14 protein-coding genes are annotated in these 20,292 nt (G+C 44.6%); 6 read left to right on the top strand and 8 right to left on the bottom strand.

Annotated features, from left to right (window positions below; all coding sequences use genetic code 11):
* Positions 1 to 6: 6 nt before the first annotated feature.
* Both K7G75_RS02965 and K7G75_RS02960 read right to left on the bottom strand, forming a co-directional pair.
* Complete coding sequence (locus K7G75_RS02965; protein WP_222982628.1) at positions 7 to 1,587, bottom strand: lytic transglycosylase domain-containing protein; 1,581 nt, start codon at positions 1,585 to 1,587, stop codon at positions 7 to 9.
* 117 nt (positions 1,588 to 1,704) lie between these two features.
* Positions 1,705 to 2,895, bottom strand: coding sequence for a phosphoglycerate kinase (locus K7G75_RS02960; RefSeq protein ID WP_222982627.1), 1,191 nt, complete (start codon positions 2,893 to 2,895; stop codon positions 1,705 to 1,707).
* A gap of 131 nt (positions 2,896 to 3,026) precedes the next feature.
* Here K7G75_RS02960 and K7G75_RS02955 point away from each other — a divergent pair, with 131 nt between their 5' ends.
* Together K7G75_RS02955 and K7G75_RS02950 are read left to right on the top strand one after the other, a co-directional pair.
* Positions 3,027 to 4,178 (top strand): DNA polymerase III subunit, encoded by a 1,152-nt coding sequence (locus K7G75_RS02955; protein ID WP_222982626.1) that lies wholly within the window; start codon positions 3,027 to 3,029, stop codon positions 4,176 to 4,178.
* An 11-nt stretch (positions 4,179 to 4,189) separates the two neighbouring features.
* Entirely contained in the window at positions 4,190 to 4,585 is a 396-nt protein-coding gene (locus K7G75_RS02950) for a DoxX family protein (RefSeq protein ID WP_222982625.1), read from the top strand.
* 69 nt (positions 4,586 to 4,654) lie between these two features.
* Here K7G75_RS02950 and K7G75_RS02945 read toward each other — a convergent pair whose 3' ends face one another.
* From K7G75_RS02945 to K7G75_RS02925, 5 genes are all read right to left on the bottom strand, one after another.
* The gene (locus K7G75_RS02945; RefSeq protein ID WP_222982624.1) at positions 4,655 to 5,161 is read right to left on the bottom strand and encodes an OmpH/Skp family outer membrane protein; all 507 of its coding nucleotides are present in this window, start codon (positions 5,159 to 5,161) and stop codon (positions 4,655 to 4,657) included.
* Positions 5,162 to 5,400: 239 nt separating this feature from the next.
* Positions 5,401 to 6,231 (bottom strand): class I SAM-dependent methyltransferase, encoded by an 831-nt coding sequence (locus tag K7G75_RS02940; RefSeq protein WP_222982622.1) that lies wholly within the window; start codon positions 6,229 to 6,231, stop codon positions 5,401 to 5,403.
* Between the two features lie 206 nt (positions 6,232 to 6,437).
* The gene (mnmG, locus tag K7G75_RS02935) at positions 6,438 to 8,306 is read right to left on the bottom strand and encodes a tRNA uridine-5-carboxymethylaminomethyl(34) synthesis enzyme MnmG (protein WP_222982620.1); all 1,869 of its coding nucleotides are present in this window, start codon (positions 8,304 to 8,306) and stop codon (positions 6,438 to 6,440) included.
* Between the two features lie 2 nt (positions 8,307 to 8,308).
* Positions 8,309 to 8,728 (bottom strand): rRNA maturation RNase YbeY, encoded by a 420-nt coding sequence (ybeY, locus tag K7G75_RS02930; protein ID WP_222982618.1) that lies wholly within the window; start codon positions 8,726 to 8,728, stop codon positions 8,309 to 8,311.
* Positions 8,721 to 11,873, bottom strand: coding sequence for a DUF4175 family protein (locus K7G75_RS02925; protein ID WP_262420228.1), 3,153 nt, complete (start codon positions 11,871 to 11,873; stop codon positions 8,721 to 8,723). Before K7G75_RS02925 ends, ybeY begins: the two co-directional genes overlap by 8 nt.
* Before the next feature lie 320 nt (positions 11,874 to 12,193).
* Between K7G75_RS02925 and K7G75_RS02920 the strand changes: the two genes are divergently transcribed.
* From K7G75_RS02920 to K7G75_RS02910, 3 genes are all read left to right on the top strand, one after another.
* Positions 12,194 to 13,240 carry an alkane 1-monooxygenase gene (locus K7G75_RS02920; RefSeq protein WP_222982604.1) on the top strand — a complete coding sequence of 349 codons (1,047 nt, stop codon included), beginning with the start codon at positions 12,194 to 12,196 and terminating at the stop codon, positions 13,238 to 13,240.
* A 57-nt stretch (positions 13,241 to 13,297) separates the two neighbouring features.
* Positions 13,298 to 14,815 (top strand): glutamate--tRNA ligase, encoded by a 1,518-nt coding sequence (gene gltX, locus K7G75_RS02915; RefSeq protein ID WP_222982603.1) that lies wholly within the window; start codon positions 13,298 to 13,300, stop codon positions 14,813 to 14,815.
* Between the two features lie 87 nt (positions 14,816 to 14,902).
* Positions 14,903 to 15,829 (top strand): SPFH domain-containing protein, encoded by a 927-nt coding sequence (locus K7G75_RS02910; protein WP_222982602.1) that lies wholly within the window; start codon positions 14,903 to 14,905, stop codon positions 15,827 to 15,829.
* 252 nt (positions 15,830 to 16,081) lie between these two features.
* On the opposite strand, the gene K7G75_RS02905 is transcribed toward K7G75_RS02910, so the two are convergent.
* Positions 16,082 to 17,767 carry a glutamine--tRNA ligase/YqeY domain fusion protein gene (locus K7G75_RS02905; RefSeq protein ID WP_222982601.1) on the bottom strand — a complete coding sequence of 562 codons (1,686 nt, stop codon included), beginning with the start codon at positions 17,765 to 17,767 and terminating at the stop codon, positions 16,082 to 16,084.
* Between the two features lie 263 nt (positions 17,768 to 18,030).
* Between K7G75_RS02905 and K7G75_RS02900 the strand changes: the two genes are divergently transcribed.
* Complete coding sequence (locus K7G75_RS02900; RefSeq protein WP_222982600.1) at positions 18,031 to 20,292, top strand: T9SS type B sorting domain-containing protein; 2,262 nt, start codon at positions 18,031 to 18,033, stop codon at positions 20,290 to 20,292.

Genomic DNA, 20,292 nt, shown 5'->3' with positions numbered 1-20,292 from the left:
TTAAATTTACGAAGAACAATCGCACAATTTAAGTTTTGTGCCCGGTTTTAAGTTATTGCCACTAAGACCGTTCCATTCTCGTAAGTTTTCCACAGAAACTCCAGGATATTTTTTTGATATGGTCCAAAGTGAATCGCCCGGTTGCACCGTGTGCACTTTTGAACCACTGGCCACGGTTCCCGAAGAAGACTTGGAAGTGGTGTTCTTGGCCACCGTTTTTTGTGGTATATAGGGTTTCCTTGGGTAGATGGTAAGCCGCTGTCCTATGCGCAGGTTATTGCTTCGCAGTCCGTTCCATTGTTTTATTTGGCTCACTCCCACACCATAACGCTCGGCAATTTTCCCCAAATAATCGCCACTTTTCACTTTGTAGCGGATTTGGTCGTTTGCAGTTGTTAGCTGGGGCAATGGTTTTTCAATGGAGTCCAGTTCCTTTTTCGCGTACGCATAGATCTGTTCCTCATTGGCCACAAACTTTCCAATTTTTGATTTGGGAAGCCGGAGCGCATATTCCTTGCCCTTAACTTTGGGGATGATGTTCAATTTATAGGCGGGGTTCAACATTTCAAGCTCTTCCTGGCTTACGTCCACCAGCTTGGATATTTGGTCAAATGTGATCAGGTTTTTTACATGGACCGTGTCCGTTTCAAAATAAGCCCTTTCCGCTTTTTTGTATTGCAATCCATGTTCATCCGCGTACTCAAAAATGTACATGGTAGCCAAAAAGGCCGGAAGATATCCTGCAGTTTCCCTCGGAAGAAAGGGGCGTATGTTCCAATAATTCTCATAGCCGCCAGAGCGTCGGATGGCCTTGTTCACATTGCCTGGCCCAGAATTGTACGCTGCCAAGGCCAAATCCCAATCGTTAAAAATTTCATGTAGCTTGGAGAGGTATTTGCAGGCGGCCTTGGTAGCCATAATGGGATCGTGGCGCTCGTCCACATAACTGCTCACATCCAGTCCGTACATTTTTCCAGTGCTGTACATAAATTGCCAAAGCCCTTTTGCACCAACCCGGGACCGAGCCCTTGGGTTTAGGGCCGATTCCACGATGGCTAGATATTTGATCTCCAAAGGAACGTCGTGGTTGTCCAATTCCTGTTCAAACAAAGGGAAGTAGAACTGGCTCGCCGTGATCATCCGCTGCATCAAGTCTTTTTTGCGAACCAAAAAGGATTTTATAACACTTTCCAAGGATGGATTGTATGCAATGTTGAAAGGCGTCTTTTCATTCATGCGGGCCAACCTTGCCTTAAGTGTATCGGTGGGTAGGTCAACCATCCCTGAGTCCAGTTCCACAGGATTGGAAACTTCCAGAAGCAGGTCGCTAAAAAGAGAGGCGTTCTTGTGAAGTTCCCTGAGCCATAAACTATCATATCGCGAGGCCTCCTCTACATCATGCAATTCAAATTTGCCATTTGAGGTGGGGCCCAAAGCCACAGATTCACCATCGATCATGGGATTGGTGATGGTCAGCGGTTCCGGTTCAGTCAAACCGGTCTGTATTTCATCTACCTGCTGCGCCAACAGGCAAGGACCTGAGAAAACCAGCGCTATCCATGCGGCAATCTTAAATTTTCGGTTCATTTGGATTGGGTTTGATTCCTGGGGCTGCCTAATTTGGTGTTTTTTTTTGAAAAAATAAAGTATTTAGCGCTAAAACAGCAAAACGTGGATCATCCCCATTAATCCATAACGTTCGACTTAGTCCAATATTGCGGCAATTCCGGGGAGCGTGCGCCCTTCAAGACTTTCCAACATAGCACCTCCACCAGTGGACACATAGCTCACCTTGTCCTCGAAACCAAATTGTTTCACAGCGGCCACAGAGTCCCCGCCACCGACAAGGGAAAATGCCCCATTTTGTGTGGCTTCATCAATATAGTTGCCGATTGCAATTGTGCCATTCGCAAAGCTTTCCATCTCAAAAACACCCACAGGGCCATTCCAGAGTATGGTCTTGGAATTCAAGATTACTTGTTTGAAGATTTCAAGGCTCTTGGGCCCGGCGTCCAGTCCTTGCCATCCCTCAGGGATTTCATTTACATCGACAAATTGGGTTTTTGCATTGTTGTCAAAGGCATCAGCGGCCAAAACATCAACAGGCATATAAACCTGTACCCCTTTTGCCTCAGCTTGTTTTAGAATGTCCAAAGCCAAATCCATCTTATCATCCTCACAAATAGAGTCGCCCACTTTGCCGCCCTGGGCCTTGATGAAGGTATAGGTCATTCCGCCGCCGATAATCAAATTGTCTACCTTGTCCAGAATGTTTTCTATAATGGTGATCTTGGAGGAAACCTTGGCGCCTCCCAAAATGGCGGTAATCGATTTTTCTCCGGTCCGCATCACTTTTTCTATGGCCTTGATCTCTTTGGCCAATAAATACCCAAAACACTTTTTTCCAGGAAAAAACTTAGCAACGATGGTTGTTGAGGCGTGCGCTCGATGTGCCGTTCCAAAGGCATCGTTCACATAGATGTCGCCATGTTTCGCCAAGGCCTTGGAAAAAGCTTCGTCACCGGCTTCCTCTTCATCATGAAACCGAAGGTTTTCCAACAGTAGTATTTCGCCCATTTCCAGATCAGCCACGGCGTCATCAGCAGCTTTTCCCACGCAATCCGATGCAAATTTTACCTCTACCCCTATGATTTCGGATACGGTTTCACAAATATGGGAAAGGGACATGTCCGGATTGGACTTTCCCTTCGGCCTGCCCAAGTGACTCATCAGTACGGCAGCGCCACCATCTTCCAGCACTTTCAAAATAGTCGGCTTTGCCGCTTCAATCCGACTGGTGTCGGTCACTTTGAAATCGCCATCCAGGGGCACGTTGAAATCAACGCGTATCAATGCCTTTTTATCTTCAAAATTGTAATCGTCCAAGGTTTTCATCCGCTGTGTCTTTATAAGAAGTCCAAATGTAAAGATTTCCTATGTTTTGCCTCGAAACCCAGGGGCATATTTTAGGGTTTCAACAAAAAAGATGGAAAAGTTGTGGAAACTAAAAAATGTATCTTTGAATCATGCTGTTCAAAAATGTTTTAGGCCTGGAGCACCTCAAGAAACATCTGGTTACCACTGCCGATGCCGGCAGGGTGGCCCATGCCCAATTGTTCGTTGGGCCCGAGGGATCTGGCATATTACCCATGGCCATTGCCTATGCGCAGTATCTGCTTTGCAGGAATATGGGAGGGGAGAATGAAGGCGATAATGTGGCATGCAATGCCAAGTGCAATTCCTTGACGCATCCCGATCTGCATTTTGCGTTTCCGGTCTCCAATTCGGATAAGGTAAAATCGCATGCGGTAAGTGACAATTTTTTAATGGAATGGCGCGAGTTTGTAAAGGAACAACCTTATGGCAACTTGTTTGATTGGTATCGCCACATCGGCATAGAAAAAAAACAGGGGCAGATTGGGGTGGACGAAGCCCAGGATGTAGTAAAAAAGCTGTCCCTTAAATCCTATGAGGGTGGCTACAAGGTGCTCATACTTTGGATGGCTGAAAAAATGAACATCTCCGCGGCCAACAAACTCCTAAAATTGATCGAAGAACCTCCCCAGAAAACCGTGCTGCTCTTACTTGCGGAAGATGAGGAGCAGATAATCAACACTATACGGTCCCGATGCCAAATTTTGCATTTTCCCCCTTTGTCGGAACAATATATCATTGATGCCCTTTTGAGCAAAGGGGTCAGTGCAAGTGACGCCCATACCATTGCCCAAGAGGCCAATGGTAATTTTAACAAAGCGCTGGACTTGCTCAACAAGGATTCGGAGGATTTGGTTTTTGAACGTTGGTTTGTGCAGTGGGTGCGAAGTGCCTTTAAGGCCAAGGGCAATAAAGGTGCGGTACAGGAATTGATTTTATGGAGCGATGAGGTGGCCAAAACTGGCCGGGAGGTACAAAAAAAGTTCCTGGGATATTGCCTTACCATGATGCGCCAAGCGCTGTTGCTCAATTATATGGCCAACGACCTGGTATATGCCAGGATCCATTTGGAGGGTTTTGACCTGAACAAATTCGCGCCCTTTGTGCACGAAAACAACATTTTGGATATTGTGGAGGAATTGGAAACTGCCATTTTCCACGTGGAACGGAACGGAAATTCCAAGTTGATTTTTACAGATCTCTCTATTAAATTAACCCGGCTCTTGCACATAAAGGCCGCCTAAACAAACTACGAATGGAAAATTTTACAGCACATGCCGCACAAATCATACTGCTAGCTTTTTTGTCCATCACATTTTTGCAAAGTGGCGTGGACAAGGTAATGGATTGGAAAGGAAATCTGTCGTGGCTCAACGACCATTTTTCCCAGACCCCCTTTAAGGGTATGGTTGCCCTATTATTGGGTGTCATACTTTTTTTCGAAGTGGTTTCTGGGACCCTTTGTGCCGTTGGCATTTTTCAGTTTCTTTTTGACGGAAACAGTCCAATCGGTTTTTATGGGACGATCCTATCCGCCATTACACTACTGATGCTTTTATTGGGGCAACGTGTGGCCAAGGACTACGCAGGGGCCCAAACCATTGTGGTGTATTTTATCCCCACGGTGTTTTTGTTGTACTTGATGCAGTAGGGATGACCTTGAAATAACAAAAAAGCCCATTCTTAAGAATGGGCTTTTACAATTTAATAAGCAAGAATGTTACTTTTTGTACTTGTCGTTTAAGATTTTGAGAATGGCCTCTGTAAGGTCTTGGGTGTCCTCCCCATAAAGTACGGCGCCACCCTCACCTCCACCTAAAATATACGTGTACCCATTGGCCTTGCCATACGTTTGTATTTCCTCTTTTACTTTTTTGACCAAAGTATCCATTTCGGCCTGGCTGTGCTGTTGCAATTGCTGCTCTTCCTGTTGCAACTGTTGACCCACAAACTGACCTCTTTGCTGAAGCTGTGCATATTCCTCTTGCGCACTCTGTTGCGAAATGCGCTGTGCCCTTGTTTGGAACTCCTGTAGCTCTAATTGAAAAGCCTGGGAAATACTATCCCTTTTCTTTGCCATGGCATCTGCCTTGGTTTTGAAACGGGATTCAACATCAATTTTCTCTTGGTATTTGTCCATCAGCTTAACGCTGTTCACGTATCCAATCTTGTTTTGCTGGCATCCCATGGCAAAGATTGCTATGACCAACAGTAAATAATTCTTCATTGTTCTGTTTTATTGATGGGCAAAAATAGAAAAGCTTTTGAAATGGGGGTTATCTTTTTCTGAAATCAACAAAAGGTTTTTGATGACCTTATAGCCAACAGTAATTGAACGGGGTGAGAACAATTGTTTTTCTCTATTGAAAATGAGGCGTAAAAAAGGTCCTCTGTGTTCCTTTCTCTTCTTATTAGGGTTAATCCGCCATTCGGGTTTTATTAATCAAAGAGCAAGGCTGAGAACGGTTATTTTCTTTTTTTAAGGATATAAATGAGTGAAGAATGTTCTTCGGTGAAAAGCGCCATAAGGTTTGACCAAAAACCAATCAGAAAAGCTCTTAAAAGATACAACCTGCTTCCCTTATATTTCTCAGAGAGCATGGAAACGTAAAAAGCATCAAACCACATGGGGCGTGTGGCAACGATTTCAAAATCATGTTTCTTGAAAAGCTTGGCCATGGTTGTTTTTGAAAAATGCCAAAGGTGTCGAGGCACATCGTATCCTGCCCAGTACGTGCCGTAGTATTTTGCATCGAAGGACTTGAAATTGGGCACGGCTATGATAAGGGTGCCTTGTTCCTCCAAAAGCTGAATCATTTGTTGAATTTGCCGCTCCAAATCGGGAAGGTGCTCCAATACGTGCCAAAGCGTAATTACCCCAAACGTCTTTCCCTCAAAATACTTCATGCTAGATTGTAGCGTAATCCCCTTGTCGGTGGCCAATTGCCTCGCCCTGGTGTTAGGTTCCACTCCCGATGTCTGATATCCAGCCGATTTCGCCGCTATTAGGAAATCTCCCGTGCCAGCGCCGATATCTAGCAATGATTTGTTTTTATGTGTCTGATTATCAATAAGTTGAATTTTATTTTTGAGATTTTGCTGCTTTGCGGTCTGATAGAGCTTATCTGTAAAGGATTCCTTGGCATCCGTGTGTGAAATATAAGCCTCACTGTCATAGTATGGATCCATATCAGTAGGCTGCGGATGTGTAACGAGCATATCCCTATCGCTGTCCCAATGAAGTTCAAAGGGCTCGCCAGTAACGGAAAAATCTCTAGTCTTTAAAAACAACTTCATAGTTATTATAAGAGGAGAAGTATTCGTTTTCCCAGGTTTCAAAAATACGGTAAAACTATATTCATTAAAAAGGAGTTTCTGTTTTGCGGTTGTGCAAAATGTAATCAAGTTGTAATGCTTCCGGTAAACTTTTGGTCAGAATCAGTCCACCTATTTCATTTCGCGCTTGCCTTTCATCAGGTACTGTTCCACGTGGAACATTTTTTCTACCTTCCCAGATAGACCAATAAAACGCTTACATCCGATGGCGAGACGCCACTTATTCGGGAAGCCTGTGCGATGGTCACGGGACGAATGTCTTCCAGCTTTTCCCTCGCCTCGAATGATAAAGATTTCAATTTGGAGTAGTCAAAATCCTCGGGGATTTTCACATTTTCCAGTCGGTGCAGCTTATCGGCATTATTCTTCTCCTTTTCAATATATCCAGAATACTTGACCTCTATTTCCGCCTGCTCCAAAACTTCAGAGTTCAACTCATTCTCGGCCACAAATTCAGCCACAGACTCCAATTGCAGCATATGGTCCATGGTTACCTTTGGTCTTGAAAAGACCTTGAATAGCTTATCCGATTGTTTCACCGTAGCTGAATCCACCTCTTCCAAAATCGGGTTGATTTCCTCCGGTGCAAAACTTGTTTTTCTAAAGAACTCCACAAAGCTTCTGGATTTGTTCAGCTTTTCCTCCATTCTGCGCATACGTTCTTCCTTCGCCAAGCCAAGGGCATATCCTTTCGGTGTAAGCCTCAAATCCGCATTATCCTGTCGTAGAAGGGTTCTGTATTCCGCCCTGGATGTAAACATTCTATACGGTTCTTCCGTTCCCTTGGTTATCAGGTCGTCAATCAAAACTCCGATATAGGCTTCGTCCCTTTTCAAGATAAAGGGTTCCTGTTCATTTACCTTTAAATGCGCATTAATACCAGCCATCAATCCCTGTGAAGCAGCCTCTTCATAACCCGTGGTTCCATTTATCTGTCCAGCAAAATATAGGTTATTTACCAACTTGGTTTCCAAAGTGTGCTTCAACTGCGTTGGAGGAAAGTAGTCATATTCGATGGCATAGCCCGGCCTAAAAAACTTGACATTCTCAAATCCATTTACCGATTTCAGAGCACGATACTGTACGTCTTCTGGCAATGATGTGGAAAACCCATTGACATAAACCTCTACCGTGTGCCAGCCCTCGGGCTCCACAAAAATTTGATGTGAATCTTTGTCCGCAAAGCGGTTGATCTTATCCTCAATAGATGGGCAATATCTTGGTCCAATGCTCTTTATTCGTCCGTTGAACATGGGGGAGCGGTCAAACCCTTCACGCAGCAAATCGTGCACCAACGCGCTAGTGTGCGTCATGTGGCAATCTCGTTGCTCCTTTAACACAGGCGTGTTCAAATAGGAAAACTTTTCCGGATGTTCATCCCCTGGTTGGGGTATCATCTTATCATAATTCAACGAACGCCCATCGACCCTTGGAGGTGTTCCCGTCTTCATTCTACCACTGTCAAAACCGAAATCAACCAGCTGCTCGGTGATTCCCGTTGCAGCCTTTTCACCTGCCCTTCCGCCGCCAAATTGCTTCTCCCCGATATGGATAAGCCCATTGAGAAAAGTGCCATTGGTAAGCACCACAGCCTTGGCCCTGATGTCAATGCCCAAAGATGTTCTGACGCCGACAACCTTGTCGCCCTCCACCAAAATACCGGAAACCATCTCCTGATAGAAGTCTGCATTAGGTGTGTTCTCAAGGGCCAACCTCCATTCTTCAGCAAATCGCATACGATCGTTCTGAGCCCTGGGGCTCCACATGGCTGGTCCCTTCGATTTGTTTAGCATCTTAAATTGAATGGCGGACTTGTCTGTAATGATTCCGCTATAGCCCCCTAACGCATCAATTTCTCGAACAATCTGTCCCTTGGCAATTCCTCCCATTGCCGGATTACAGGACATTTGCCCAATAGTCTGAAGGTTCATGGTGACCAACAGTGTTTTGGACCCCATGTTCGCGGCCGCCGCGGTTGCCTCTGCTCCAGCGTGCCCGCCGCCGACAACAATCACATCATATTCCTTTTCAAACATAGCTATTGTTCCACGTGGAACATTTTAATCTTTTCTTCTTCTTTCGCCCGCATCACTATGCGTTCTTTTTCCGACTTATCACCATATCCCATCAAATGTAAAATGCCATGGCTCATGACCCGTAACATCTCATCATCCGGTGTGGTTCCATAGATTTCTGCATTCTCAATCACCCTCTGCGTTGAAATAAAAATGTCCCCAGACACCGTTTTGTCTTTGGTATAATCAAAGGTGATAATATCCGTGTAGGTGTCATGCTGAAGATATTGTTTGTTAAGTTTCAGAAGATACTCGTCGGCGCAAAAAATAAAATCAATTTGGCCGACATTAAACCCTTCAAACATCAAAATTCTACTTACCCAATCGGAATAAATGGATTCCTTCTCCAATACAAAATCCGACTCAAAATGGAACTCAATCATTTTTGAAATAGACCTTTACCTTCCTTTCATAATTTTGCCGCAAAGGTAATGCTTGTCTATTTAATATTTCAATATTGTTCTGCTGTTCCTTAAGAAGCTCCGGCTTGGTCGTAATTGGGTTGCTAAAATCGCTCTTGTTGGTGTTGCTCTCCCGCTCGTTCTCTTCCCCCTGCTTTAAAACAGCATTCTCCAACTTTAGCAGCTGACTTTGAATCGCAGTTGACTTACTTCTTGTGCGCTCTGTAATGCCGTTTTCCAAAAGATCATTCTCAAAGTCCTCCATTTGACGCAGCAATTTCTTGGTCAAATTACGGTCGTCGTTATTTATCATGTCCTGTAATTGATTCTCCAACTGCTGTCTTAGATATTGCTGCTCCTTATAAATCTCATAAATCTCATTGAGGCCCAACTCGTCCTGTCCATATCCTCCTTCCTGTTCACCGTTTCCAGCTCCTCTATTATCATTTTCTCCATCCTTACCCTGACCTCTCCCATCATTTCCGCCAGGAGATTCCCCCTCCGTGCCTTCGCCTTGTTTCTCTCCCTGACCTTCCTTTCCCTGTTGCTGACTTTCCTGCCCCTTGTTGCCTTCACCTGAGCCATCCATTTTTTGCTGGATGCCTTCCTGTCCCTTAATAATATCAGGCAATTGAAAATCGCTGCCTGAACCCTTTCCTGAGCCCATACTCATGTTCTGTTGCATATTCTCCAAAATATTGGCCAGGAAATCCGCCAGCACATTTGTGGCATTCATCACATATTGCTGATAAGACGCTCCTTGATACATCTGGTCCTCCGCTATACTTTCCAATGATTTGTCAATATTGTAATATACCTCGGTGATCTGCTCGTTCACAAATTCGGACAGCTCGGCCCTTCGTAAAGAAAGGGAGAACAGGCTGTCGTCCACATGCTCAAACATTCTCCTTAACTCCTTTTGTTCCCTAACCGTGCCCGAAAACTCTCCAATCTCGAAATCGGAAGCCTCCAACTCATCAAATAGGGCCTCTTGTTTGAATGAGAAAGTAACCAAATTGTCCAAAATCTGCCTTAACATTTCAGCATCCTCCGTAACCGATGAGCCTCCGGCTCCTGAAGCCCCCTGTTCCAACTTCTCGCTCATCTCCTTCATTTTATCGGAAGCCGCCTTTTGCTTCTTTTTGGCTTCTCCGTTCGAGCCCTTTTCATCATCCTTCATATCCTTCATGCCTTTCTCCAAATGTTCCTTGGCAGATTGTTGATCGCCTTTTACCTGATCCGCATCCTTCTTGCTTACTTCAATCTCAGTGGGTTTTTTTAGAGATGCGTTATCCTTCCTAAGCTCTTCGAGTTCTTCTGCTGTTTTATCAAATCTTTCGTTAAGCTTCCCTTGTTCCTCCAATGTGTTTTTCTCAATCTCATTGGCCAGTTTACCCTGTTCTTTTGAAAGTTCATCCAACTCCTTTGCCAACTGTGCGGCCTTTTCGGTAACATAATATCTTTTGGTAAGCTCTAGGATCTGTTCCAAATTGCGGGCCTGTGAACTTTGTTTCTTTCCCAATTCTTCCAACCTTTTTTGAAGGTTTTCTTTCTCAATTTTATCTGCCAACTTGTTAAGTTCTTCCAACAACTTTTCGTTCTTTCTCGCCTCCTTCTCCTGTCGTTCCAAACGCTCTTGCAACAGCCGCTTCATCTCGCTGTCTTCTCCTTGTTTCTCCAAGCCCTTTTGTAACTGTGAACTAAACTTTTCAAATAACCTTTCCTGTTCTTCTTGTTTCTCTAGAAACTTCTTGATCTTATCCTTGTTCTCAAATGAAAGTGTACGCTCCTCTTTCTGATCCCTATTTATCTCGGATAAGGTCTCTTCTTGCTCCTTATAGTTTTTAAGTTCTCTGTCCATATTTCGTATAAGAGCATTTTTCGCATCTAACTCTTTGTTAATCAATTCATTAACATTATATAGTTTTGTTCTGAACACCTGGCTGCGTGCAGTTTTTCCGCCCCGTATTCCATCATTATCAATCACCTCAAAATAAAGTTCGTAGCTCCTTCCTTCCTCGAGTCGCATCCCGCTAGGAAATGTATAATAGAACTGATGCACATTGGCACTTGGTGATTCAATCAGGAGTTCTTGCTTATGGCTTCTGTCATCAACAGGATAACAAATAACCCGGACCTCTCTTATTCCATAATCATCCGAGGCCTGACCGGTATAAAAGGAAACATTCGGGCTAAGCGAATCCAAATACTGTTCAACCTTAACTGTAGGTGCACGGTCTTTGATGACCTGTAAGGCATATTCTAGTTTCTCATAAGCCTTGACATGAAAGTTTGATGTACTAAGTTGGTATTCCAGGTCATTAAAAATCCTACGCTTACCGACAAATTCGTTCTCGCTGCGTACCAATGCCTCAGTTGTATCCCTCTCCACGAAGCCAATCTCATCAACATTTTTTCCCTTAATGGTCCATGTGACCAAGGTTCCTTCCGGAACAATCGCATTTCCGGTGCCGCTTATCGCCTCTTCATCCCTTCCCAAGTACTTCGGAAAGTTCAACTTCATTTCAAAATCCAACAGCGATGGTGTTGGTAAACTTCGGAAATCGTAACCCCTCGAATCCCAACCATTGGCAGTAAGAAAAAACGAACCCTCCAATACCGGGGCATCGATGGTATGGGCAAAAAACTCGCCTTGGCGCTTCATCAACAATCGTTCTCCATTGATCACGATATACATATCCTCGGGCACCATGTCCCCGTCCACACCTGCTAAAATTGTAAGCGGTTCTGTGTCGAGTATTTCCAGTTTGTCATTCATCAACCTAAACTGAAATGGTGCGGGGCGTTCAAAAGCCATGTCGTAGTTTACGACACGCTGGTGCGAATTAAAAAAAGAGGCAATGTTTCCTGATACCCAAATGAAGCCCAACACCGCAATCGGTAACAACACATACCTACCGTGTCGAAAACCTTCCTTAAGGTCAACCGCTTCCGAAAATGGAACCGGACCAAGTGCCTTGGCTCTTTGTTCGATACTGGCCAAAAGAAGCTCAGATCTCTGCTTGTTCTCTGTTAAATCCAACAGATTCTGCAATTTGTCCCCCACTTCTGGAAAATGAATTCCAATGAGCCTTGAGGCCTCCCTTTCGGTCAGTCCCTTTCGCATTCTGATGAGTTGCAACAAGGGAAAGATGATAAATCTGACCGCCAAAAAAAGTTCAATCAGAACAAAAATCCAAAACAGGGCAAGCCTCCATCCTCCGTCAAGCCAAAGTAGAAACTCAAAAGATGTGACCACTATCCAAAAAAGTAGTCCCAAAGCAATAAAAAGTAAACTCCCCTTAATCAATTGCTTAATGTGGTACTTCCTAATGAAGCTATTCAGCTTATGCAATATCTGATCGTAACTGCCCAAATTGTGCTATATTTATTCCCAAGATACCTGATACTGCTGAATTCGGCTGAAAATTTTTGTTAAATCCTATTATGAAAGACCTCAAGTATCTATCAGCACTTTCCATACCCCTAGCTTGTGCCATCGGGGTTTACCTAAAAGGTTACTGGAGTTTCCTCACGCCAGTCTACGCCTTTGTCATTATTCCCGTTCTGGAACTGCTCATGCCTTTGGATGCGAACAATCTTTCTGAAGAGGTCGCCGATGCGAAGTCCAAAAACTCCATTTTCGATTGGATGCTATACATCAATATTCCCCTAGTCTTTGGTTTCTTGATCTATACCTTGTGGAATATTTCATCCAACAGCTATGACCTATATGAAATTATAGGCTTGAGCCTTTCCATAGGTATTGTCCTTGGGGTCAATGGCATAAATGTAGCCCATGAACTGGGACACCGCCAGCATAGTTTTGAGCGCTATTTGGGCAAATTACTGCTATTGCCCTCCTTTTACATGCATTTTTATATTGAGCACAATTTTGGCCATCATGCCAATGCCGCCACACACACAGATCCCGCCACGGCTAAATATAAACAGAGCCTTTATTCCTTTTGGTTTACTTCTGTTTTTGGCCAATACCTGAGCGCATGGAAATTACAGTCCCAGATTCTTGAACGTTCAAAGCTTCCTTTTCTCAGCCTAAAGAATGATATGCTTTGGTACTTACTGTTTCAATCCGCTTATCTTGTTGCTGTCTACTTGTTTTTTGGAGCCCCTGGTCTATATTTTGCTTTGATTGCCGGGGTCATCGGTTTTCTCCTATTGGAAACCGTCAATTATATTGAGCACTATGGCCTTATGCGAAAAAAACTTCCTTCCGGCAGATATGAGCGGGTACGGGAAAGTCATTCCTGGAACAGTAATCATGTCATTGGAAGAATTATCCTTTACGAGCTCACTAGGCACAGTGACCATCACTATAAATCGTCCAAAAAGTACCAAGTGTTGGATTGTCATGACATTGCGCCCCAAATGCCCTATGGCTATCCCACTTCCATGGTGTTGTCGTTCGTGCCTCCCCTGTGGTTCCGCATCATGAACCCTAGAATTCCACAGGAAATGAAACCAAGTGCATAACGGTTCCTTTTTTCATCACAAAACACACCGTATCTTTACGCCTTAATCGCAGTAACGATGAATGAAAAAGTTCGGGTGCGCTTTGCGCCCAGTCCCACGGGGCCCTTACACATCGGAGGTGTCCGCACCGCATTGTTCAATTATTTGTTCGCCAAACGGCACAAAGGGGATTTCATTCTGAGAATCGAGGACACTGACCAAAGTCGTTATGTGGAAGGTGCTGAGCAATACATCATAAATGCGCTCAATTGGTGCGGGATTCCCTTTGATGAAGGCCCGGGTAAAGAATCCAATTGCGGTCCCTACCGACAAAGTGAGCGGAAGGAACTTTATCATCAGTATGCCTTAAGGCTGGTTGAGGAAGGTAAGGCGTATTATGCTTTTGATACTCCGGAACGATTGGATTTTCATAGAAAAGACCATGAAGCCAAGGGCAAAACATTCATTTACAACTGGCACAATCGTTTAAAACTCTCCAATTCCCTGTCCCTATCTCCATTGGAGCTAAAGGCCAAACTAAATGCAGGAGAAGATTATGTCATCCGATTCAAATCGCCGCAGGACGAACAATTGGTGCTACACGACCTCATTCGGGGCCGTATAAACATTGACACCAATATTCTTGATGACAAGGTCCTCTTCAAAAGTGATGGCATGCCGACCTATCATTTAGCGAATATTGTGGATGACCATCTAATGGGCATATCCCATGTTATCCGAGGAGAGGAATGGTTGCCCTCTTTAGCCCTTCATCAGCTGTTGTATGATGCTTTTGGGTGGAAAGCCCCGCAGTTCGCACATCTTCCCCTGATCATGAAGCCCGTGGGAAAAGGCAAGCTGAGCAAACGGGACGGGGAAAAGGGTGGTTTTCCCGTATTCCCACTTTCATGGAATGATTCCATTGGGTATAAAGAAGCAGGATACCTTCCCGAGGCACTGGTCAACTTTTTGGCTCTTCTGGGGTGGAACCCTGGTACGGAACAGGAATTGTTTTCGTTGGATGAGCTGGTCCAAGCATTTAGTCTGGACCGGGTAAACAAATCAGGGGCCCGGTTTGATCCAGAGAAGGCCAAGTGGTACAACCACCAATATCTACAAAAGAAAAGTAATCCCGAACTTGCCGAATGGTTCTTAAGTTATGTCCAGGAAAACCTTACGAGCTTTTCAGTTAGGACTTTGGATCTTGACTATCTCACCAAGGTAATCGGCTTGATCAAAGAACGTGCGACCTTCGTTTCCGACTTCTGGGAATTGGGAAGCTACTTCTTTCTAACGCCCTCTTCCTACAATGAAAAGGCGGTAAACAAGGCATGGAAGGCGGAAACTTCAGAAATAATGGAGCAAATAGTGCCGCTCTTGGAAAAAATTGACGCTTTTGAATCTTCCAATATAGAAACCATAGTGAAGACGTGGATAGCGGACCAAGAGCTGTCCTTTGGCAAGGTAATGCCCCCCCTTCGGCTTGTAATCGTCGGAGACATGAAAGGTCCCCATTTGTTCGATATTCTGGAACTCTTGGGTAAAGAGGAAAGTGTTCATCGGATAAAAACAGCTATTTCCAACTTGCCCAATTGACGGATGTGTAACAAAACTTGACGGATGGCCACTTATAATGCGCCAGAGTTTTGTAATTTCCATTTCTAAAATTAAATCTTAAGCACCATGGGCGATTTTTTCTACATACCTATTATTTTCATTGGACTTATCATTCTGTTTAAGTTCTTCTTTATCGTAAAACAGCAAACGGCTGTTGTAATTGAGCGCTTTGGTCGATTCCAGAGTATTCGAAACTCAGGTCTTCAAATGAAGATTCCCCTTATTGACCGAATCGCAGGAAGGCTTAGCCTAAAAATCCAACAATTGGATGTAATCGTTGAAACCAAAACCTTGGATGATGTGTTTGTAAAGCTCAAGGTGTCCGTTCAGTATGTGGTCATTAGGGACAAAGTCTATGAAGCTTTTTATAAATTGGAGTATCCGCACGATCAAATCACTTCCTATGTTTTTGATGTGGTCCGTGCCGAGGTTCCCAAAATGAAACTTGATGATGTATTCGTCAAAAAAGACGATATAGCCATTGCCGTTAAATCTGAGTTGCAGGACGCCATGTTGGATTACGGTTATGACATTATTAAAACCTTGGTCACCGATATTGATCCCGACGCCCAGGTAAAAGCAGCCATGAACCGGATCAACGCATCCGAACGGGAAAAGATCGCCGCCCAGTTTGAAGGGGACGCAGCGCGTATCCTGATCGTTGAAAAAGCAAAGGCCGAGGCCGAAAGCAAACGTTTGCAAGGGCAGGGTATAGCGGACCAACGAAGGGAAATTGCCCGTGGGTTGGAAGAGTCCGTTGAAGTGTTGAACAAAGTGGGCATCAATTCACAGGAAGCTTCCGCACTGATCGTTGTGACACAGCATTACGATACATTACAGGCCATTGGTGAAGAAACCAACACCAACCTGATCTTGTTGCCCAACTCTCCACAGGCCGGTAGCGACATGCTGAACAATATGGTGGCGTCCTTTACCGCGAGCAACCAAATTGGAGAGGCCATGAAGAAGCACAACAAAAAGAAAGAAGAATAATTTGAACCACATCTAAAAAAAAGAGCCTTAAAGGCTCTTTTTTTGTTCTTCGGTCCCGATGGCCTTCCATGAAGCGTACAATTTGTGCTTCAGTAAAAAAAATTGATCTTAAGGCCTTGTATGAAATCTTGAAGTGTCTCGTCATGTTCTTTATCGGCCAAAAAGAAAAAACGCAATAGTGAGCCCCTCTTTTACGCCTTCACTATAGACAAAATAGATTCTTTGATCCGTCGATGATAAAAAATGTTTATGCTACTCTTTTTGTTCCAATTTGGCCCAGGTGTCCCTCAAAGTAACCGTTCGATTAAAAACCAGTTTGTCCTTTGTTGAATCTTTGTCCACATTAAAATAACCGAGACGCTGAAATTGGAATTGCTCCCCAATCTTGGCTTGCCCCAAGCTCGGTTCAAGATAGCCCGTGATTTTAGTCAGTGATTCTGGATTAATAAATTCCATGAAATCCTTGTCCTTGTATCCATCAGGTGTAGGATCCGTAAAAAGGCGGTCATATATTCTGACCTCGGCTGTTACCGCATGGGGAATGGAAACCCAATGCAATGTTCCCTTGACCTTTCTTTGGCTCTCCTCCGTTCCTGATCCGCTTTTGCTTCTTGGATCATAGGTGCATTGTACCTCCACAACTTTTCCGTTGGCATCTTTCGTGCATCTATCAGCCTTGATGATATATCCGTTCTTCAATCGAACTTCGCCACCCAACTTGAGCCGGAAGAATTTTCGATTTGCTTCTTCCTTAAAGTCCTCCTGCTCTATATACAGCTCCCTGGAAAACGGCACCTTGCGCATTCCCGCATCCTCATCTTCCGGGTTATTCTCCGCATCCAGCCACTCCTCCTTGCCTTCAGGATAGTTGGTGATGATAACTTTCAATGGATTCAATACGGCCATTACCCGAGGGGCAATCTTGTTCAAGTGTTCCCGCACATGAAACTCCAATAACGACACATCCACCACATTTTCCCTTTTGGCAATGCCAATGGTGTCCGCAAAATTACGAATGGATTCTGGTGTGTATCCCCTTCTGCGCAAACCTGATATCGTTGGCATCCTTGGATCGTCCCAACCACTTACCACGCCATTTTCCACCAATTGCAACAACTTCCGTTTGCTAACCACAGTATGGCTAAGGTTTCTCCGCGCAAATTCCCGCTGCTTGGGGCGAAGTTTTGTAGAATCTACCAATTGGTCCAAAAACCAGTCATACAGCTCTCTGTGAGGCAAAAACTCCAGCGTACAAAGCGAATGGGATATTTGCTCGATGTAGTCACTTTCCCCATGCGTCCAATCGTACATGGGATAAATACACCAATCGGTATTTGTCCTGTGGTGGGGTTTGTGCAATATTCTGTACATCACCGGATCCCGCATTAGCATGTTGGGTGATGCCATGTTTATCTTGGCGCGAAGTACATGGGTTCCCTCTTTGTACTCACCATTCCTCATTCCTTCAAAAAGGCGAAGGTTCTCTTCCACGGCACGGTTGCGATAAGGGCTCTCTTTTCCCGCCTCGGTCGGTGTTCCTTTTTGACTTGCAATTTCCTCGGAAGATTGGCTGTCCACGTAGGCCTTTCCCTTTTTTATCAACTCCACAGCCCAATCATATAACTGTTGAAAATAGTCCGATGCATAGCACTCCGCCTCCCACTCATATCCTAACCAGGCAACATCCTCTTTTATGGCATCCACATACTCCTTTTCCTCTTTGGTGGGATTTGTGTCATCAAAACGTAGATTGACCGGAGCACCATAACGCAGACCCAGGCCAAAATTCAAACAAATGGAGCTGGCATGGCCTATGTGCAGATAGCCATTGGGTTCTGGAGGAAACCGAAAGCGCAGATTGTCCTTGGCATATCCGCTACGCAAATCCTCCTCGATGATATGCTCTATAAAATTCAGTGATTTGACATCTTCAGCCATACCTAAAATTTGAAGGGCAAATGTAGTAAAATACCCTGTTCCCAACCATTTATCCGCCCACAGAGTATACAAAGAAAGCCATTTCACAACACTTTTGGCAGCGGCTACAACAATATCTTTCCTTTCGACCAAAATAAAGGCATATTTGTTATTAGGAATGTTATATGAAAATGCGTCGTCGAAAGACGTCTCAACGAACTAAACAAGATTAAGGGGCACAAACTATGGGCATTATTGCCCACAACCTCTTAAAACTAACGCTGATGAAAAAAAGTAGTTCACTCTGTAACATTCTGGTACTGGTGCTGGCCATTATTGTCGCCGGTATCCACCCAGTTGACGCCCAAGTGCTGAACAAGCCCGTGGCCGCAGACAATCCCAATCTTGCCGGTAATTCTGCCTGGACCGCCGCCTGTGCCTCAGGAAGTTTCAACGAATACTTCGTAAACTTTACTTGGAGCCCGCCTTTGGTAAACTCCGACAATGAATTTGTCCTGGAACTTTCCGACGCCAATGGAAACTTTGGTTCCCCAAGAGAATTGGCCCGTGTAAGTGATAAAAACACTGTTTTTGATTTTGAATTCCAATTTGCCGTGCCAACGGATATCAGGGGAGAAAGCTATAAAATGAGGGTGCGTAGTACCAGCCCTGTTAAAACCAGTCCGGCTTCAGATGCCTATTCCATGTATTACGTAGACTATAATTCACCTTTACTGATCAGTCAGGATGGCAATGGTTCCATTCCTCCTGGAGGGACCATTCAGCTTTGTGGGGGCGCTTCGGTAACCCTAGCACCGCATAACATTCCCAATGCATCCTCCTACCAATACAACTGGTATAGAAGCGGCACGCCTTTAGCCGAAAAATCCGAAAGCATTACCGTGTCAACAGCGGGAATGTACTACGTAGAGCTTGATTACGGTTCAATTTGTTCCGGATCGGCCAATACGCTTTCCAACACCATAGAAATTACAACGGGCAGCAGTATGGGCATTGCCATTAATGGTTCTAGCAATGTGGGGCTATGTGCTGGGGACGCCTATACCTTGCAGGCCAGTTTAATCGGAATGGGGCTGACCTATACTTGGTACAAAGATGGCGCAATTGTGGCCGGCCCAACATTGGAGGGAGATTCGTACCCCGTGAATACTTCAGTAAGTGGTTTTGATGGAAGCTATGAAGTTGAGATCAGTGGGGCAAGTGCTTGCGTAGAGCGTTCAGCCGCCGTTACCATCAATAACCTTGGAGATTTTGAGGTCACAAGACAAAATGCGGCCGAAATCGTACTCTTGCCATCACAGACCACAACACTGTCTGTAACCACCACCGCAACATCACCAACTTATCAATGGTACAAGGATGGTGCGCCCATATCGGGTGCCACGGCCAGTTCCGTAAACATAACGGAAACAGGGACCTATCATGCAAGGGTCTCCGAAACAAGTGGTGGATGCTCTGGTTCTCCCATAGCTTCTGAAACCACAATGGTCGCCTCCCCAGATTCATTTGAGTTTGTAATTGATTATGTAGGTACCTACACCGCCTGCCAAAGCGCCGATGCGACTCTTAGCCTTACAACAATAAACGCAGTAAGTGCCTCAGGGGCCAAAACCGATGTTACTGGCACACTACAATCTTCCTTTGCCTATCAATGGAAAAAAGACGATGCCATTATTCCCGCTGAGACATCTAAAACGATAACGTTATCGGATTCTGCCAACAACGGAGCCTATATTTTGGATGGTGCCTTGAACAGCTACAACACCTCATCCAATAATCTTGAGGTTAAACTACCAACAGATGAAGTGTTGCTGATTTCCTCAACCGGAACTGTGCTTTGTGAAGGTGCAGGTCCCATAGTGCTATCAACGACCACGGATTTGACCAACAAAACCTACCAATGGTTACGAAACGGACAAGTTGTTGATACTTCTTCTGACAGTATTGTTGCCGATGCAGTAGGCGATTATCAATTGGTGATCACTACCAATGACTGTCCCTTGACCTCAAATTCAATTGCGGTGAATGCTTTTGATGAATCCTTGCTTTCCTTGGATAAACCGCAAGATCTTATCCTAATTGAAGGTGAGACCGAAACTGTTACAGCTAGTGGTGCGCAATCCTACGAATGGTTCGATGCAAACAATACTTTACTGACCACCCAAGACTTTTTCCCTTTCCACCAAGAGGGAGAGTATCTCCTGGTCGCAAGTTTTGGCAACTGTACCATAAGCAAGGTTATCACGGTCACCTATAGGGATACGTTTGCGGTGCCCAACGTAATAACCGTGAATGGCGATGGCATCAACGATCTATGGGTATTGCCCAACACCTATTCCAGGAACAGCGATGTTCTGGTGACCATTTTTGATGAAACCGGAAAAGAAATATTCAGCCAAACCAATTACGAAAACAATTGGCCGCAATCAACAACCTCTTTTAACCGATCCAGCATGATTTTCTATTACAAAATCACCAAAGGCGGGTCCAGTTTAAAACAGGGAACCATAACCGTTATTAGATAA

This window comes from Flagellimonas meishanensis (assembly GCF_019880545.1).
In the GTDB taxonomy this organism is placed as follows: domain Bacteria; phylum Bacteroidota; class Bacteroidia; order Flavobacteriales; family Flavobacteriaceae; genus Flagellimonas; species Flagellimonas meishanensis.
This window is presented reverse-complemented; position numbering and strand designations above follow the sequence as displayed.

Coding starts and splice junctions, on each gene's coding strand:
- K7G75_RS02965 (WP_222982628.1), bottom strand. CDS start 1,587: ATGAACCGAAAATTTAAGATTGCCGCATGGATAGCGCTGGTTTTCTCA.
- K7G75_RS02960 (WP_222982627.1), bottom strand. CDS start 2,895: ATGAAAACCTTGGACGATTACAATTTTGAAGATAAAAAGGCATTGATA.
- K7G75_RS02955 (WP_222982626.1), top strand. CDS start 3,027: ATGCTGTTCAAAAATGTTTTAGGCCTGGAGCACCTCAAGAAACATCTG.
- K7G75_RS02950 (WP_222982625.1), top strand. CDS start 4,190: ATGGAAAATTTTACAGCACATGCCGCACAAATCATACTGCTAGCTTTT.
- K7G75_RS02945 (WP_222982624.1), bottom strand. CDS start 5,161: ATGAAGAATTATTTACTGTTGGTCATAGCAATCTTTGCCATGGGATGC.
- K7G75_RS02940 (WP_222982622.1), bottom strand. CDS start 6,231: ATGAAGTTGTTTTTAAAGACTAGAGATTTTTCCGTTACTGGCGAGCCC.
- mnmG (WP_222982620.1), bottom strand. CDS start 8,306: ATGTTTGAAAAGGAATATGATGTGATTGTTGTCGGCGGCGGGCACGCT.
- ybeY (WP_222982618.1), bottom strand. CDS start 8,728: ATGATTGAGTTCCATTTTGAGTCGGATTTTGTATTGGAGAAGGAATCC.
- K7G75_RS02925 (WP_262420228.1), bottom strand. CDS start 11,873: ATGCGAAAGGGACTGACCGAAAGGGAGGCCTCAAGGCTCATTGGAATT.
- K7G75_RS02920 (WP_222982604.1), top strand. CDS start 12,194: ATGAAAGACCTCAAGTATCTATCAGCACTTTCCATACCCCTAGCTTGT.
- gltX (WP_222982603.1), top strand. CDS start 13,298: ATGAATGAAAAAGTTCGGGTGCGCTTTGCGCCCAGTCCCACGGGGCCC.
- K7G75_RS02910 (WP_222982602.1), top strand. CDS start 14,903: ATGGGCGATTTTTTCTACATACCTATTATTTTCATTGGACTTATCATT.
- K7G75_RS02905 (WP_222982601.1), bottom strand. CDS start 17,767: ATGGCTGAAGATGTCAAATCACTGAATTTTATAGAGCATATCATCGAG.
- K7G75_RS02900 (WP_222982600.1), top strand. CDS start 18,031: ATGAAAAAAAGTAGTTCACTCTGTAACATTCTGGTACTGGTGCTGGCC.